Genomic DNA, 15,566 nt, shown 5'->3' with positions numbered 1-15,566 from the left:
CATGGTCGAATTGCGGGAATGGCATCGTGGCCGGCTGATCGACCATATCTCGCTGGTGGTCGCGGACTTCGAGGCCAGCCGCCGTTTCTACGCGGCGGTCCTCGATGTGCTCGGCGTTCCGGTGGTCGAGGGCGACGGCTATTTCTTCGCCGACGAGCTCTTCGTCTCGCCGGGCGAGCCGACGACCGGCCGGGCGCACCTTGCCTTCCAGGCGGCGGACGAGGAAACGGTGCGCCGCTTCCATGCCGCCGCCCTCGCGGCGGGCGGGCGCGACAATGGCGCGCCGGGCCTGCGCGACTATCACCCCGGCTACTACGCTGCCTTCGTGCTCGACCCCGAGGGCAACAACATCGAAGCGGTCTTCCACGGCCCGGCGAAGCGCTCAGCGCCCTCCGTGATCATGACCGACGACAGCTGAGCGTTCGAGGAATCCCCATGTCCGACATCCCCGTGGCCGATCAGGCCGCGCGTCCGCTTGCCGGCCGCATCGCCCTCGTCACCGGCGCCACCCGCGGCATCGGCCAGGCGACCGCCCTTGCCCTTGCCGAAGCCGGCGCCCATGTCGTGGCCGTGGGCCGCACAAGCGGCGCGCTGGAAGAGCTCGACGACCGGATCGTCAAGGCGGGCTCGACCGCGACGCTGGTGCCGCTCGACATCAAGGACGGCGAGGGCATCGACCGGCTCGGCGGCGCGCTCTATGAGCGCTTTGGCAAGCTCGACGTCTTCGTCGGCAATGCGGGCGTACTCGGCCCGATGACGCCGCTGGCGCAGGTCGATCCGAAGGAGTGGAACGACACGCTGGCGGTGAACCTTACCGCCAATTGGCGCCTCATCCGCTCGCTGGATCCGCTGCTGCGGCTCTCCACGGCCGGACGCGCCGTCCTGGTGTCCTCAGGCGCCGCCCACAAGGCACGCGCCTTCTGGGGGCCCTACGCCGTCACCAAGGCCGCGGTGGAAGTGCTCGCGCGCACCTGGGCCGCCGAGGTGGAGAACATCTCCAGCCTGAAGGTGAACCTCATCAACCCCGGCCCTATCCGCACCCGCATGCGCGCCAAGGCCTTCCCCAGCGAGGACGCGAACACCCTGCCCGCGCCTGAAGAGGTGGCGCAGGCGATTCTCTCGCTCTGCCTGCCGAGCTTCGAAGAGACCGGCCGGCTCTATGACTTCCCCACGCGCGGCCTCAAGGGGTTTGCGGTTCCGGCATGATGCGGCGGCGGGAGAAGATCGCTACCGCCACGACGACGCCCACCAGCTGCAGCAGCCCACCCACCGCCTCGGCGGGGGTCGGCCAGCGCTGCTCGAAGCACAGGCCGTAGACGAGCGCGAACACTGTTTCGGCGACGATGAGCTGGGCGGAAAGCGCCATGGGCAAGCGCTCCGAGGCCACGACCCAGCCATATGTGCCGAACCAGGACGTGACGACTCCGAGCCCCAGCGCCCAGAGCAGGAAGCGCTGCGTGGCCTCGCTGTCGAGATCGAGCATGGCCGGGCCGCCGGAGACCAGCGGAAGCAGCAGCAGCGCCAGCGTGCCGCAGCCCAGCCCCTGAACCCCGGTCCAGCGCAACGCATCCGGTGCATCCGGTGCGCGCATCACCACGGCATTGGCCATGCCATAGGTGATCCACATCAGCAGTGCGACAACCGACAGGGCCACACCGCCGAGCAGGCGCCCCGTCTCGCCGGACGAGGCTTCCTGCAGGCTGGCGAGATTGACCACGCCGAGGCCCGCCGCGATCAGCAGAAGCGGCAGGGCAAGGCGCCCCCAGGGCAGCGAACGCTCGCGAAAATTGGCGACGATAGCCAGCAGCACCGGCGCTGTGCCTGTTATCAGCGGCGGCAGCACCGCGCCCGCCAGCAGCACGGCATAGGAGATGGCGAGGAAATAGCCGAACGTGCCGACCGCACCGAGTACCAGTCCTGTCACCAGCATGCGCCACGACATTCCCGTGGGGCGGAAATGCGGGATGACCATCAGCGCGACGCTCACCACCCCGAAGATCAGGTAGCGCGCCACCGAGATGTCGAGAGCGGAGAACGGCGCCACTACGCGGGGGGCGACGAAGGCCAGCCCCCACAATGCCCCGGTCATGAGGCCCGCGAGAATGCCGATCAGCATGGGCGACGTCCAATGAGGGCGCTGGCGCCAAAAGGCGCGTCGCCGGATTCCGGATTGAAGGAGGTGCGTCGACCAGGCGCGACGCGGAAGGGAACTTGTCTACACCGGCGACGGCGATCAGGCGCGAGATGAATCTGTTCTGCCGCAGGAAAGGGGCGACGCCGCTTCACGCGAAGCCCACCGCCCTACTCCTTTTCGGCGTAGGGATTGTCCTTCTCGCGGAGCGTCAGCCGGATCGGCACGCCGGGCAGGTCGAAGCTCGCGCGCAGATTGTTCACGAGGTAGCGCACATAGCTCTCCGGCAGCGCATCGGCCCGCGAACAGAAAAGAACGAAACTCGGCGGGCGGGCCTTGGGCTGGGTAATATAGCGCAGCTTGATGCGTCGACCCGAGACGGCCGGCGGCGGATGCTGGTCGGTAGTCTCGATCAGCCAGCGGTTCAGCGGATTGGTCGCCACGCGCCGGTTCCACACATCATGCGCCTGCTGCACCGCGCGTACGAGACGGTCGAGCCCCTCGCCCGTCAGGCCGGACACCAGAACGACCGGCGCACCCTTCACCTGCGACAGCCGGTCGTCGGCCTCCTCGCGCATGCGGGTGACGAAGCCCTGCTGGTCCTTCACGAGATCGGACTTGGAGATCGCCAGCACCACCGCCCGCCCCTCGCGCTCGACGAGGTCGGCGATGCGCAGGTCCTGTTCCTCGAAAGGATGCGTGGCGTCCATCAGCACGATGACGACTTCGGCGAAGCGCGCGGCGCGCAGGCCGTCGGCGACGGAGAGCTTTTCCAGCTTGTCGTCGATGCGGGCGCGCTTGCGCATGCCGGCCGTATCGAAGACCCGCAGTTCGACGCCGTGGCGCTCCACGTCGACGGCGATGGAATCGCGGGTGATGCCGGCCTCCGGGCCGGTCAGCAGCCGGTCCTCGCCGAGCAGCGCGTTGATCAGGGTGGACTTGCCGGCATTCGGGCGCCCGAGCACAGCGACGCGGATACGCCGACCGGCTTCGGATTCGGGTTCCTCGTCTCCCTCGTCCGGCACACAGATCGCCAGCGCCCGCAAGAGATCGCCCATGCCGTCGCCATGCTCGGCGGAAACCTCCACCGGCTCGCCGAGCCCCAGCGCATAGGCGTCGAGCGTACCGCTCTCCGACCCCTTCGCCTCCGCCTTGTTGGCGACAAGGATGGTGTGCTTGCCGGAGCGGCGCGCGAGTTCGCCGAAGGCACGGTCGCTCGGCGTGATGCCCGCCTTGGCGTCGATCATGAACAGCAGCACGTCGGCATCAGCGATGGCGAGCTCGGTCTGCCCGCGCATGCGGCCTTCGAGCGATTCAGCCTTCGCTTCCTCCAGTCCCGCCGTGTCGATGACGCGAAACGACAGATGGCCGAGCCGCGCATCACCTTCGCGGCGGTCGCGCGTGACACCGGGCCGGTCGTCGACCAGCGCCAGGCGCTTGCCCACAAGGCGATTGAAAAGCGTCGACTTGCCGACATTCGGCCGGCCGACAATGGCGACGGTCATCGTCATGGGAAGAGTGGGCCTCCGCGCCCGGCAGTCTTACTGAGCCGGGGCCGCTGCCGGACGTGCGGGAGCCGCCGCACCTTCGGCCGGCGGCTCGTTCTGGTAAGGATTATAGCTGGAATTGGCGGGCTGCGGCGGCGCCTGGTTGTAATCGACGCCCGGCACGCCCTCGGGGAACACCGGCTGGCGGGCCCCCGGCAACGGCTTCTCGCGCTCGTTGAACGGGTTGAGCGAGTCAAGCGTCTCGCAGCCGGCAGCAGCCAGCGTCAGGCCAAGCACCGGCACCAGGAGCAATACCCGGCGCAGCCGGGACGGAAACGAGGACCTGTCGGTACGCATCAGCACCTCCTCACGGCGCGGCGGGGGTGGTGGCCGCCGGCTCGGATGGCGAGGCTGCCGCAGGGGGCACCTCGGGCGAAACGGCAGGCTCGGCCGGGGCCACAGCCTCGGGAGCAACGGGAGCGGGCGCTTCTGCGGCCGGCGCCTCGGCGGCCGGGGCCGGCGCGGCGGGCTGCGGCATCGATGAGGCCGCGAGCGTGCGCATCAGATCGGCGCGGCGGCGCAGGCCGGGAGGCGTCTGGCCGTCACCGAGGATCGTGGTGAAGCTCTCGGTCGCCGCCTTGAAGTCGCCGGCCTTGTACTGGGCCATGCCGAGGATTTCGCGCGCCGAATGGCGAAACGCGCCGTCGGGCGTGTCGAGCGGCTTCACCCGGCCTTCGATATCGGCGAGCGAGGCACTGTCGACCAGCAGCAACGCGGCGCGCACCTGCGCAACGTTCTGCATCAGCGTGCTGATCGACGGGTCCTTGGCCAGCGCGTCATAGGCGGTGACGGCGGCAGCGCGATCGGACTTGGAGAGTTCGTCGGCAGCACGGAAGCGGGCGAGAATGCGATAGCCGCCCGTGCCGTCCTTCTCGAGCGCGGCGAAGGCCGCCTCGGCCTCGGCGGCCTTGCCGTCGACCGCCAGCTTCTGGGCCGCCTCGAACTGCGCACCGGCTGCCTGATCCTGCTGCAGCTTCCACCACTCATAGCCGCGCCAGCCGGCGACGGCGACGACGATGAGCACGGCAACGCCGATGAGATGGGCGCCGTAGCGGGTCCATAGTCGCCCGAAACGCTCGCGGCGCAGGTCCTCGTCGATCTCGTTGAAGATGTCAGCCATGAAACGTCCGTGAGCAACTCGTCGGAGGGCGCCGCACCGAGGCGGGGCCGGCACTGGAAAGGGCCGCGTAAACTACCGATGCGGCTTGAACAAGGCAAATCGCGCGGCGCGCCCGGAAGGCGCGCCGCATTCGGCCTGCGGATGCGGGGTTCTACGCCTTTTTCGGCGCGTAGACGTGCTCGGGGCCCGGAAAGCTGCGCGCGCGCACTTCGCTCGCATAGGCTTCCACGGCCGCACCGATCGCCGGGCCGATCTCGGCGAACTTCTTGACGAACCGTGGCACGCGGTCGGACAGGCCGAGCATGTCCTCCAGCACCAGGATCTGACCGTCACAGGCCGGCGAGCCGCCGATGCCGATGGTGGGCGGCGCCACCTCTTCGGTGATCTGGCGGGCGAGCGGTTCGGAAATCGCCTCCAACACGATCGAGAACGCGCCGGCATCGGCGATGGAGCGGGCATCATCGAGGATCAGCGCCGCGCTCGCCTCGTCGCGGCCGAGAGCCTTGAACGAGCCGAGCGTGTTGATCGCCTGCGGGGTCAGGCCGACATGGCCCATGACCGGCACGCCGCGATCGGCGAGAAAGCGCACGGTCTCGGCCATGCGGCGCCCGCCTTCGAGCTTGATGCCGCCGGCGCCGGTCTCCTTCAGCACGCGCGAGGCGGTGGCGAAAGCCTGCTGCGGCGATCCCTCGTAGGAACCGAAGGGCAGGTCCACCACCACCAGCGCCCGCGACGAGCCGCGCATCACCGCCTGCCCCTGAAGGATCATCATCTCGACCGTCACCGGCACGGTGGTTTCCATGCCGTGCATCACCATGCCGAGCGAATCACCCACCAGCATGAAGTCCACATGGGGATCGACGAGGCGGGCCGTATGGGCGTGGTAAGCGGTCAGCGAGACGATCGGCTCACCGCCTTTCCTCGCCCGGATATCGGGTGCGGTGAGACGGCGGGCAGTGGACTGGACAGACATGTCGAGCGGTTTCCTCGTTTTCTTGCAAGGGCTTGCTCAGCCCATGACCGGCACCCCGACGATATAGGGGTGGAACCAGAAAGAGAGGATCGCATAAAGCACGACACCGCCGGCCACCGCAACGAGATCGCCCCACCAGTTGGCCGGGGCCGCCGGCAGCGGCGCCGCGCGGCGCTTGGCCATGATGCGCAGCACCACCGCCCAGGCGAGCAGCACGACCGCGAGCGTCACCGTCGCGGCGTCGCCATTGGCCAGCAGATGCGCCAGCGCCCAGGTCTTGATGGCGACGAGGAAGGGGAATTTCAGCCGCGCCTTGATGTGGCTCGGCACCAACGCCGCCACCGCAAAAATGCAGGCGAACAACATCAGCAGCAGCGCGAGGTGCCGGAGTCCTACCGGCGGATTATACAGCTGCGCCGGGCCTTCCGCCCGCCACTGGCCGAAGCCATAGGCGATCATCAGCACGCCGATGATGGCGAGCACGCCGTGCACGATCCGGTAGGTGGTGGCGCCGAACTGCGCCGTGACCGCCGCGGCCATCTTGCGCCGGGCGGCGACGATGTGGATGGCAACGAACAGGGCAAGCCCCGCCAGCATCAGGATCATGATCGGACTCCCCGTGTGCGATGGCGCGCACGCTAGATTGTTTCCAATCCGCGCGCCATCCGCCTGGTCGTCGCACGGCGTGATGCCCTGCGGCCTCATCGGGATGTGTAAACCATAAGCGGCATCACCCCTCCCGCGCCCGCTCGGCGCGTGTCACAATGAGGACGCAATCGGTTGGGGGACCGGGGATGAAATCCACAGTTGCGGCACTCGCCTTTGCCCTGATGCTGCTGACGCAGCCGGGCCACGCGAACGACGTCGTGGCCACGGCCGGCGACGTTCCGGCGGCGGAAGCTCTGCGCGAGGCCCCTCCCGACGCCGCGCCGCCCGCGACCATTGCGGCTCCGGCCGAAACGTCGCCGCCTTCCACCGCCACGCCGGCGGCGCTCTCCGCGCCGGCCATTTCGACGACACCGCCGCCTTCCACCGCCATCGCCGTGCCGGCAGCCCCGCCCACGCCGGGCCCCGATGCGCCCGCAGTGGCTTCGCCGGCGCCGATGCTGCAAAGCGCGCTCACCCCGCCGGCCGCCGATCCGAAGCCCGTCTTCACGCCGAGCGTCGTGGCACGGATAAACCTGTCGCGGCAGCGCATGGAAGTGTGGGTGGATGGGGTGCAGCGACACTCCTGGCCCGTCTCCACCGCCCGCAAGGGCTATCGCACCCCGGTCGGCACTTACCAGCCCGAGCGCATGCACAAGCGTTATTTCTCACGCAAATACGACAACGCGCCGATGCCCTACGCGATCTTCTTCCACCAGGGCTGGGCCATTCACGGCACCAATGATCTGGGCCGGCTCGGGCGCCCCGCCTCGCATGGCTGTGTGCGCCTGCACCCCAACAACGCCCGGGCGCTGTTCGCCATCGTCAGCCAGCACGGCCGCGCCAATACCCGGATCGTGGTCAGCCGCTGAGCGCCCGCACGACGGCGGGCCTTACGCCGCCTTCTTCACGTCTTTCACATCGGTGAAGACGATGCCCGGCCAGCGGTCGCCGGTATAGCCGATCATGAAGGCGGACGGGCTCAGGAAGACCAGGTCGCCGTCGAGGTCCTCCGCCGTCGAAAGGCGATTGCCGGCGGCGAAATCGTCGAGCTTCTTCGGGTCCTCCGAAGACACCCAGCGGGCGAGCTGGAACTCCGACATGTCGAAGCCGACTTCCAGCCCGTACTCGGCCTCCAGCCGGTTCTTCAGCACGTCGAGCTGCAGCGAGCCGACCACGCCGACCAGAGCTGGCGAGCCGTCAGTGGGGCGGAACACCTGCACCACACCTTCCTCGGCCATTTCCTGCAACGCCTGCTTCAGCTTCTTGGCCTTCATGGCGTCCGGCAGCTTCACCCGACGCAGAATCTCCGGCGCGAAGCTCGGCACGCCGACGAAGTTGAGTTCCTCGCCCTCGGTCAGCGTGTCGCCGATGCGCAGATTGCCATGGTTGGGAATGCCGACCACGTCGCCGGCATAGGCTTCCTCGGCGAGTTGGCGGTCCTGCGCGAAGAAGAATTGCGGCGTCGACAGGCTCATCGGCTTGCCGGTACGCACCAGCTTTGCCTTCATCCCGCGCTGCAGCCGTCCCGAGCACAGCCGCGCGAAAGCGATGCGGTCGCGATGGTTGGGGTCCATGTTCGCCTGGATCTTGAACACGAATGCCGTCATGCGCGGCTCTTCCGCCTCGACACGGCGCTTGTCCGCCTGCTGCGCGCGCGGCGGCGGGGCATAGCGCCCCAGTCCTTCGAGCAGGTCGCCAACGCCGAAATTGCGCAGAGCCGAGCCGAAATAGACCGGGGTCAGATGCCCTTCGAGAAAGGCCTGCAACTCGAAAGGGTTGCAGACTTCGCGCACCAGCCCGAGTTCCTCGGCCAGCGTCGCCTCCTTGAGGGTGACGTTCAGCGCGGCGATATCAGCCATGCTCATCTGCCGGAGCGGGCCGGTCTTGCCCTCGTCGCCATCGAGCAGGCGCATGCCGCCGCTGGCGATGTCCATGGTGCCGACAAAGTCGCGCCCCTGTCCCACCGGCCAGGTCATCGGCGTGGTGTCGAGCGCCAGCGTCTTCTCGATCTCGTCGAGGATCTCGAACGGGTCGCGGCTCTCGCGGTCCATCTTGTTGATGAAAGTGATGATGGGGATATCGCGCAGGCGGCACACTTCCAGCAGCTTGCGGGTGCGCGCCTCGATGCCCTTGGCGGCGTCGATCACCATCACCGCCGCGTCGACCGCGGTCAGCGTGCGGTAGGTATCCTCCGAGAAGTCCTCATGGCCCGGCGTGTCCAGCAGGTTGAACACATGACCGTCGAACTCGAAGGTCATCACCGAGGTGGCGACGGAGATGCCGCGCTCCCGCTCGATCGCCATCCAGTCCGAACGGGTCGAGCGCCGGTCCTTCTTGGCGCGCACCTGACCGGCGAGCTGGATCGCGCCGCCGAACAGCAGCAGCTTTTCAGTAAGCGTGGTCTTGCCCGCGTCGGGATGCGAGATGATCGCGAAGGTGCGCCGGCGCGCGACCTCGGTCGCAATGGGCGAGGCCGCAGAATTCGAGAGAGCGTTCATGCAGGCGGATGTGGCAGGGAAGCCGTCGGGGATCAAGGGGTGGCAGGATTTCGTTGGAAAAACGTCCGGCCCGGCCGCGGACCCGACATTCATGCCTCACCCCGCTGTTTGTCTCACGCCGCCATCCCGGCCGTGCGCAGCGAACGCCGGGATGAGACGCATGAAGCGGTCGCTCAGCCGAACGTCGCGCCATACGCTTCCGGCTTGAAACCGACCAGCAGCGAGCCATCGACATCAAGCACCGGGCGTTTGATCAGCGAGGGCTGCGCCTGCATCAGCGAAAGCGCCTTCGCCTCGTCGATATCCGCCTTCTCAGCATCGGACAGCTTGCGGAACGTGGTTCCGGCGCGGTTGAGCAAGGGCTCCCAGCCGACCTTGCCGGCCCATTCCTGGAGGTGCGCGGCATCAATACCGGACGCCTTGTAGTCATGGAAGACGTAGGCGACGCCGTGACTGTCCAGCCAGGCGCGCGCCTTCTTCATCGTGTCGCAGTTCTTGATGCCGTAAATCGTGACGCTCACGCCCGCCTCCTTGCAATGCCGCCCCCGTCATAGCGGGGACGGCATGCCGTTCAAACGACGAAGCGAGGCGACCGTGCGTAGATCACTTGGCGGTGGCCGCGCCGATGGCGCCGCCGGCCACCGCGCCGATGCCCGCGCCCCAGGCGGCACCGGTGCCGCCCCCGGCGATTCCCCCGATCACCGCGCCGGTACCGGCGCCGATCAGCGCGCCCGTGCCCGTGCGGCGCTGGGTGTTGGTGCAGCCGGCCGCCACGAGGGCGACCACGGCGACGACGGTGAGCTTGACGGCAATGGACTTGGACATCGGACTTCCCCCAGATGAGACTCGGAAGAGATTACCTCCGAGCCACCGCGCCTACAATCGCACCACAGCGGGTAACCGGACACAGGGACAACCGGGCCGATCCGTCGCGTCCCGGCTTAGCGCCAGCTGCGCACCCAGCGGCCCGGCTCGTAGATCCACTGGCCACGGCGGAACACCCAGCGCGGGCCGACGAACTCAAAGCCGCGGCGGCTCGGCTCCCAGTGGCCGGCGGTCCACACCCACCCCCGGCGCGGCAGCCAGGCCCAATGGCCGGGGATCCAGGTGTAGCCGCGCCGTGGCGTGGGACGCGGCTCCCGGCGCGGGTCCGGCGGCCGGCTGGTGGGGGCGGACTGCGCCTGCGAGTCATCGCCCGCCGCGATGCCGAGCGGCACCGCCAGCAGCGAAGCGGCGGCGGCCTTGAAGAGAGAACGGCGCGAAAGCATGCTGTCACCCTGATGTTGAGGTGTCTGAGAGGACGAACGCCGCCTCACCCGGACAGCGGGGGAACAGGCAGCGCGCGACGCACAAGGATGACGGCCTCGCCTTAGCCGTGCAACCCGCCTGGGCGCACTCGCGTGTTCGTGCCTGCGATTCCACGCGGCGATAGTGTATGATGCGGCCAACCGCCGGACGGGCAACGATCCGGCAGGCCGGGAGGTCGCCATGCATCGCCGTATCCGCCTTTTCCTCGCCGTCGCTTTCTTTTCCGCTCTCGCGCTCAACGCCGCTGCCGCGCAGGAGCCGGGGGCCGACGCCTCCTGGAAGTCGTTCCGGCCCGACGTGTTCGGCGAGCGGCCGATCGAGGAGGCCAGCCCGCTCGTGCGCCTCACCGCCCCCAAGCGGGCGGAAGACGCCGCCATGGTGCCGGTCGACGTAGAAATCGTGCTGCCGGAGGGCGATCCCCGCACCATCGCCAAGCTGACCCTCATCGTCGACGAGAACCCCGCCCCGCTGGCCGCCACCTTCACCTTCGGCGGCAACCGTCGCGACGTGGCGCTGGGAACGCGGCTGCGGGTGAACTCGTATTCCTATATTCGCGCCATCGCCGAAACCAGCGACGGCGGCCTGCACATGGCGGAACGCTATGTGAAGGCGTCGGGCGGCTGCTCCGCCCCGGCGATGAAGGACGAGGAAGCCCAGCTGAAGAATCTCGGCCAGCTCAAGCTGAAATCGGTAAAGGCCGACGGCGTGAGCGACGCCAGCCAGGCCAGCCGCGTGTCGCAGCTGCAGCTGATGATCCGGCATCCGAACTATTCCGGCCTGCAGATGGACCCGCTGACGCGCGCCTATATCCCCGCCAAATTCGTCGACAACATCAAGGTGACGCAGGGCGGCGAGCTGGTCTTCTCGATGGTCGGCGGCATCTCGCTGAGCGAGGACCCGGCAATCCGGGTCTCCTATGACCCTGCGGGCAAGGAAATCCACGTCGATGCCGGCGACACGGACGGGCGCAGGTTCGAAGGCGCCCTCAAGCCGGCGAGCTGAGGCCGGAGACGGCGGGAGCCGCGGCTCCCGCCCGCTGCTGTCAATAAAAGCAGGTGACTTCCGCTTCCGCCTGCGCCCGGTGCAGGTCGGCGACGATGTCGCGGAAGATGCCGGTGCTGCGGAACAGCTCCGCCTGCTGCCCGGCGACCTGCCCGACGCTCATGATGGTCTCGGCTTCCTCATAGCGCTCATAGGGCAGGATGGTGGCGATGGTGTCGATCGAGCACGAGCACTTCTCCAGCGCCGTCCGGGTCTGGCCGTTGGCGACCATGCAGCCGAACACGTAGTCGGCGCGGGCGACGGTGGGATAATCGTTGATCAGCCCGGATTGCGGCACCTGCGGAACCGGCTTGCGGGCACCGGCGGTGAGGCCCGGCGAGAGCTCGCTGGACTGCGCCAGCGCGGGGCCGGCGCCAAGTGCCGCTACCAGCAGCGCTCCGGCGGTCAGGCGAAGCGCCCTGCCCGCCCGTGTCGTGCGTCTATTTCCCATGGCAGATCCTCCCGGCCGGCCGCCTATTTCGCCGCCGGCGCCGTAGAGGCGCCGGTCAGCGTCAGGCTGGTCTCAATGATGTTGGTGCTGCCATCCGCCTTGGGCGTGACAACATCAATGGAATAGAGCCCGCCGGGCACGCTGTCCGCGAACAGGAATTCGTAGCGGCGCCCGACCAGCTCTTGCAGCTTGTCCTTGTTGGGGTCTTCGGTAAAGGGAAGCATGGTGAGCTTCCAGCCCTCGACCTCACGTCCGTCGAAGGAGAAGCGCGCCGGCGTCACGGTGCCGCTGGAGAGATGCTCGCGCACGCGGTTGCGCAGGTAGAACGGGCTACCCTTGCTGAGCTGCGCCATTTCCTTGACCTCGCGTTCCAGAAGGATCAGCGCGATCGGATTGCCGTTCATGGTCGGGAAGGGACCGGCCTCGCCCTCCTTATCGCCGCGATGGATGAGCACCTCGGCGACCCGCTTGGCGGGATCGTCGGCGGGCGCGGTCACCTTCATATCCAGCGTCTCATCGAAGCTGTCGCCGAGCTTTGCCTCGCTGGCCACGTGCTTGTAGGCGTACGTCAGTGTCGTGCCGGGCTCGACCTTTGACAGATAGGGTGTCTCGAAGAACAGCTCGGATGCCGTGGGCGCCGCCAGTGTGGCGGTGGCAAACAGGGCGACGATCGAGGTAGCAACGGCAAGGGTGGTCGCCCGACGCAACATGGGAACTCTCCGGTCAGCTGGCGCGATCCGGCTGGAAATAGCGCCGGTAGTCGTAAATGTCGGTGCCCTCGGCATCGGCCTCGGCCAGCGCCAGAAGATTGGCATGCAGGGGCGACAGATGGCAGGCGGGATCGGTGGCGGCGGCATCGCCGGCGATCGCCATCGCCTGGCAGCGGCAGCCGCCCCAGTCGACTTCCTTGCGCGCGCAGCTCCGGCACGGGTCCGGCATCCAGTCGGTGCCGCGAAAGGCGTTGAAGGCGGGCGAGTTCAGCCAGACATCGGTGAGCGAATGCTCGCGCACATTCCAGAAATCGAGGCTCGGAATGGTCTCAGCCGCGTGGCAGGGCAGCACCTTGCCGGAGGGCGTGACGTTCAGCGACTGGCGACCCCAGCCATTCATGCAGGGCTTGGGATATTTGGCGTAATAGTCCGGCACGACGGCATCGATGGTGAGCACGCCCTTCAGGCGGACCCGCGCCTCCTCCACCACGTCGAGCGCCCAGAACACCTGGTCGCGCGTCGGCATCAGCGCGCCGCGATTGCGCAGCGCCCAGCCATAATATTGCGAATGGGCGATCTCGATGCGCCGGGCATCGAGCGACAGTGCCAGCTCGATGAAATCGGGGATCTGGTGGATGTTCGCCCGATGCACCACCGAATTGACGGTGAGCGGCAGGCCGAGACGCCGCACCTCGCGGCCAACCGCCAGCTTCCGCTCATGGGCCCCACGGAAATTCGAGACCTTGTCGGTCATCTCCGCCGTGGCGCCCTGGAAGGAGAGCTGGATGTGGTCGATGCCGGCATCCGAGATCGACTGCAGCCGCTCCGGCGTGACGCCGACGCCGGCGGTGATGAGGTTGGTGTACAGCCCCACCTCGACGCAGTGGCGGATCATCTGTTCCAGATCGCGCCGCGCCGTCGGCTCGCCGCCGGACAAGTGAACCTGCAGCACGCCCAGCTTGGCGGCCTCGGAAAACACCCGCAGCCAGCTCTCGGTGTCGAGCTCGACATTGCGCCGGTCGAGTTCGACCGGGTTGGAGCAATAGGGGCATTGCAGCGGGCAGCGATGCGTCAGTTCCGCCAGCATGCCATAGGGGATGGGAGGTGCCGGGCGGACCGGCACCTCGACGCGGCCGATGGGTTCGTCGACCATGCTCATGACGCGGCATCCCCGAGCGACGGCAACCTCACCTCGATCAGCCCCTTCTCCGCGAGGCCGGCAAGGAACGCGTCGACGTCCGTCGCCACGGTGCCGCGCTCCACGGTGAAGGCGCTCGCCAGTTCGTCGACGATGGTATCGATCGAGCGGGCGCCATCCACCTTTTTCAGGATCTCGACCGCGACGGGGTCCGGATTGAGCACGCGCTCGGGCGCCAGCAGCACCCACTGCCCGCGCGCCTCGTCATGGCGCAGGCGGACGCCGCGCGCGAGCCTCGGAACTCCGTTCGCAGCAAGAGTCGCTGTCATTACCCCTCCTTCGGGACGAAGGCCCCCGGATAGGCCATTTTGGGATCGATATAGGCGAAATACAGCGCGTCGAGCTGCACCCAGAGCACGTTGCACTTGAACTCCAGAGCGCGGATTGCCGCTTCCTGCTGTTCCGGCGTACGGGCGTGCTGCTTGACGTAGTCGAGCGCGAAATCCGCGTCGCGCGGCGCCTGCGTCAGGCGCTTGTCGAAATAGGCCAGGGTGTCTTTCGAGACGAAATCATAGTTCTTCAGCATGCCGGCGACACGCTCGCCGATGATGCCGGGCGAAAACATCTCCGTGAGCGAGGAGGCGATCGCCTCCAGCAGGCTCTTCTCGCGCACGAAATGCACATAGGCATCCACTGCGAATTTGGTCGCCGGCAGCAGGCCGGACAGCGAGGTGACCATGTGGCGGTCGAGGCCGAGGCTGTCGGTCAGCACCAGCCAGCGGGCGATGCCGCCATCGGCCTCGCTGTCGCCGTCATGGTCGATGATGCGCTGGCGCCAGACGCGGCGCAGCTCGGCTTCTTCCATGCGGGCGAGGATGGCGGAATCCTTCACCGGGATCATCGCCTGGTAATAATAGCGGTTCAGCGCCCAGGCCTGCACCTGCCCGAAGGACAGATGGCCATTGTGCAGCAGCTTATGGAACGGGTGCAGGCTGTGATAGCGGCGAGTGCCGACATCGCGCAGGCGCGCTTCAAGTTCTTCGGGCGACAAAAGCGTGGTCATAGGTCGATCTCCATCCCGTCCTGAGCGATTTCCCATCCGGCTTTATTCGCCGTTACCCGCTCTTCCGAGCCATCAACGAGCACCGGATTGGTGTTGTTGATGTGAATATAGATTTTTCGGCCCACCTTGACGTGTCGCAAAGCCTCCATGGAGCCGCTCTCGCCGGACATGCTCATATGGCCCATGCGGGCGCCGGTCTTGCTGCCGACGCCGGCACGGATCATCTCGTCATCGCGCCACAGCGTGCCGTCGAACAGCACCGCATCGGCCCCTTCCAGCCGGGCGCGCAGCGAATCCGTCATCGCCGCGCAGCCGGGAATGTAGAGAACGCGCCGATCACCGGCGGCGAGTTCGACGCCGATGGTCTGCTCGCCCTCCATGTCGGTGGTGAGCGAGCCCTTTTCCGCCTGCTCGCGCGCTTCGAGATAGAGGGCAATCTTGCCCGGCACCGGGAAGATGGTGGCGCGAACCCCGTCGACCAGATCGAAGGACGATCCCAGTTGCACCGGACGCCGCTCCACGACATCGGGCGCCAGCACATCGAACGCGCTGCTGCCGGCGAGCACGCCATGCACGCCGGGTGTCGCCATCAAGGTAAAGGGCTGCCCTTCGCGCAGGCTCAACAGGCCGGCAACGTGGTCGATATCGGCATTGGTGAGCAGCACGGATTTCAGCGGGGAGTGGCGCAACCCTTCGCGCGGGTGAAGCACGGCGCACGCCTGCAACTGGGCGAGAATCTCGGGGGCACAATTGATCAGCGCCCAGTCCTCGCCATTGCCGGTCACGGCAACCGACGCCTGCGTGCGGCGCCGGACGCGCGGATCATTGGCCCAGGCGAGCGAACAGACCGCGCAGCGGCAGTTCCACTGCGGGAACCCGCCGCCAGCGGCCGATCCGAGAATCACGAGTTTGAAGCGGGACGGGGACGTTTCCATCGG

General features: G+C 67.7%; 20 protein-coding genes. 4 read left to right on the top strand and 16 right to left on the bottom strand.

Going from position 1 to position 15,566, the window contains the following annotated elements; genetic code table 11:
* Position 1 precedes the first annotated feature (1 nt).
* Positions 2–418 carry a VOC family protein gene (locus ACQY76_RS15395; RefSeq protein WP_428029608.1) on the top strand — a complete coding sequence of 139 codons (417 nt, stop codon included), beginning with the start codon at positions 2–4 and terminating at the stop codon, positions 416–418.
* Between the two features lie 17 nt (positions 419–435).
* The gene (locus ACQY76_RS15390; RefSeq protein WP_428029607.1) at positions 436–1,206 is read left to right on the top strand and encodes an SDR family NAD(P)-dependent oxidoreductase; all 771 of its coding nucleotides are present in this window, start codon (positions 436–438) and stop codon (positions 1,204–1,206) included.
* Here ACQY76_RS15390 and ACQY76_RS15385 read toward each other — a convergent pair.
* From ACQY76_RS15385 to ACQY76_RS15360, 6 genes are all read right to left on the bottom strand, one after another.
* Entirely contained in the window at positions 1,181–2,116 is a 936-nt protein-coding gene (locus ACQY76_RS15385) for a DMT family transporter (protein WP_428029606.1), read from the bottom strand. The two genes, ACQY76_RS15390 and ACQY76_RS15385, sit on opposite strands and share 26 nt — an antisense overlap.
* A gap of 185 nt (positions 2,117–2,301) precedes the next feature.
* Positions 2,302–3,642, bottom strand: coding sequence for a ribosome biogenesis GTPase Der (gene der, locus ACQY76_RS15380; protein ID WP_428029605.1), 1,341 nt, complete (start codon positions 3,640–3,642; stop codon positions 2,302–2,304).
* Positions 3,643–3,672: 30 nt separating this feature from the next.
* On the bottom strand, positions 3,673–3,975 hold the full coding sequence (locus ACQY76_RS15375; RefSeq protein WP_428029604.1) for a hypothetical protein: 303 nt from the start codon (positions 3,973–3,975) through the stop codon (positions 3,673–3,675).
* A 10-nt stretch (positions 3,976–3,985) separates the two neighbouring features.
* Positions 3,986–4,798: a tetratricopeptide repeat protein gene (locus ACQY76_RS15370; RefSeq protein ID WP_428029603.1), complete on the bottom strand. Its 813-nt coding sequence runs from the start codon at positions 4,796–4,798 to the stop codon at positions 3,986–3,988.
* A 151-nt stretch (positions 4,799–4,949) separates the two neighbouring features.
* The gene (gene panB / locus ACQY76_RS15365) at positions 4,950–5,771 is read right to left on the bottom strand and encodes a 3-methyl-2-oxobutanoate hydroxymethyltransferase (RefSeq protein ID WP_428029602.1); all 822 of its coding nucleotides are present in this window, start codon (positions 5,769–5,771) and stop codon (positions 4,950–4,952) included.
* A 36-nt stretch (positions 5,772–5,807) separates the two neighbouring features.
* The gene (locus ACQY76_RS15360) at positions 5,808–6,377 is read right to left on the bottom strand and encodes an NnrU family protein (protein ID WP_428029601.1); all 570 of its coding nucleotides are present in this window, start codon (positions 6,375–6,377) and stop codon (positions 5,808–5,810) included.
* 497 nt (positions 6,378–6,874) lie between these two features.
* Here ACQY76_RS15360 and ACQY76_RS15355 point away from each other — a divergent pair, with 497 nt between their 5' ends.
* Positions 6,875–7,288 (top strand): L,D-transpeptidase, encoded by a 414-nt coding sequence (locus tag ACQY76_RS15355; RefSeq protein ID WP_428033025.1) that lies wholly within the window; start codon positions 6,875–6,877, stop codon positions 7,286–7,288.
* Positions 7,289–7,309: 21 nt separating this feature from the next.
* On the opposite strand, the gene ACQY76_RS15350 is transcribed toward ACQY76_RS15355, so the two are convergent.
* The 4 genes from ACQY76_RS15350 to ACQY76_RS15335 form a co-directional block, all read right to left on the bottom strand.
* Entirely contained in the window at positions 7,310–8,917 is a 1,608-nt protein-coding gene (locus tag ACQY76_RS15350) for a peptide chain release factor 3 (protein WP_428029600.1), read from the bottom strand.
* Between the two features lie 173 nt (positions 8,918–9,090).
* Positions 9,091–9,438 (bottom strand): ArsC family reductase, encoded by a 348-nt coding sequence (locus ACQY76_RS15345; RefSeq protein ID WP_428029599.1) that lies wholly within the window; start codon positions 9,436–9,438, stop codon positions 9,091–9,093.
* 82 nt (positions 9,439–9,520) lie between these two features.
* Positions 9,521–9,742, bottom strand: a complete 222-nt coding sequence (locus tag ACQY76_RS15340; RefSeq protein ID WP_428029598.1) for a YMGG-like glycine zipper-containing protein — start codon at positions 9,740–9,742, stop codon at positions 9,521–9,523.
* A gap of 116 nt (positions 9,743–9,858) precedes the next feature.
* On the bottom strand, positions 9,859–10,185 hold the full coding sequence (locus tag ACQY76_RS15335; RefSeq protein ID WP_428029597.1) for a hypothetical protein: 327 nt from the start codon (positions 10,183–10,185) through the stop codon (positions 9,859–9,861).
* A 220-nt stretch (positions 10,186–10,405) separates the two neighbouring features.
* Here ACQY76_RS15335 and ACQY76_RS15330 point away from each other — a divergent pair, with 220 nt between their 5' ends.
* Positions 10,406–11,227 carry a quinoprotein dehydrogenase-associated SoxYZ-like carrier gene (locus ACQY76_RS15330; protein ID WP_428029596.1) on the top strand — a complete coding sequence of 274 codons (822 nt, stop codon included), beginning with the start codon at positions 10,406–10,408 and terminating at the stop codon, positions 11,225–11,227.
* A 40-nt stretch (positions 11,228–11,267) separates the two neighbouring features.
* Here ACQY76_RS15330 and ACQY76_RS15325 read toward each other — a convergent pair whose 3' ends face one another.
* The 6 genes from ACQY76_RS15325 to pqqB are packed head-to-tail and all read right to left on the bottom strand — an operon-like array spanning position 11,268 to position 15,563.
* On the bottom strand, positions 11,268–11,717 hold the full coding sequence (locus tag ACQY76_RS15325; RefSeq protein ID WP_428029595.1) for a hypothetical protein: 450 nt from the start codon (positions 11,715–11,717) through the stop codon (positions 11,268–11,270).
* A gap of 23 nt (positions 11,718–11,740) precedes the next feature.
* Entirely contained in the window at positions 11,741–12,427 is a 687-nt protein-coding gene (locus ACQY76_RS15320; protein WP_428029594.1) for a hypothetical protein, read from the bottom strand.
* A gap of 13 nt (positions 12,428–12,440) precedes the next feature.
* Positions 12,441–13,580 carry a pyrroloquinoline quinone biosynthesis protein PqqE gene (gene pqqE, locus ACQY76_RS15315; protein ID WP_428033024.1) on the bottom strand — a complete coding sequence of 380 codons (1,140 nt, stop codon included), beginning with the start codon at positions 13,578–13,580 and terminating at the stop codon, positions 12,441–12,443.
* 2 nt (positions 13,581–13,582) lie between these two features.
* Positions 13,583–13,894, bottom strand: coding sequence for a pyrroloquinoline quinone biosynthesis peptide chaperone PqqD (gene pqqD, locus ACQY76_RS15310; protein WP_428029593.1), 312 nt, complete (start codon positions 13,892–13,894; stop codon positions 13,583–13,585).
* Entirely contained in the window at positions 13,894–14,628 is a 735-nt protein-coding gene (gene pqqC, locus ACQY76_RS15305) for a pyrroloquinoline-quinone synthase PqqC (RefSeq protein WP_428029592.1), read from the bottom strand. The genes pqqD and pqqC overlap by 1 nt, the downstream gene beginning before the upstream one ends.
* The gene (gene pqqB, locus ACQY76_RS15300) at positions 14,625–15,563 is read right to left on the bottom strand and encodes a pyrroloquinoline quinone biosynthesis protein PqqB (RefSeq protein ID WP_428029591.1); all 939 of its coding nucleotides are present in this window, start codon (positions 15,561–15,563) and stop codon (positions 14,625–14,627) included. Before pqqB ends, pqqC begins: the two co-directional genes overlap by 4 nt.
* Positions 15,564–15,566 lie beyond the last annotated feature (3 nt).

It is taken from the genome of Ancylobacter sp. (assembly GCF_965279025.1).
GTDB lineage: Bacteria > Pseudomonadota > Alphaproteobacteria > Rhizobiales > Xanthobacteraceae > Ancylobacter.
This window is presented reverse-complemented; position numbering and strand designations above follow the sequence as displayed.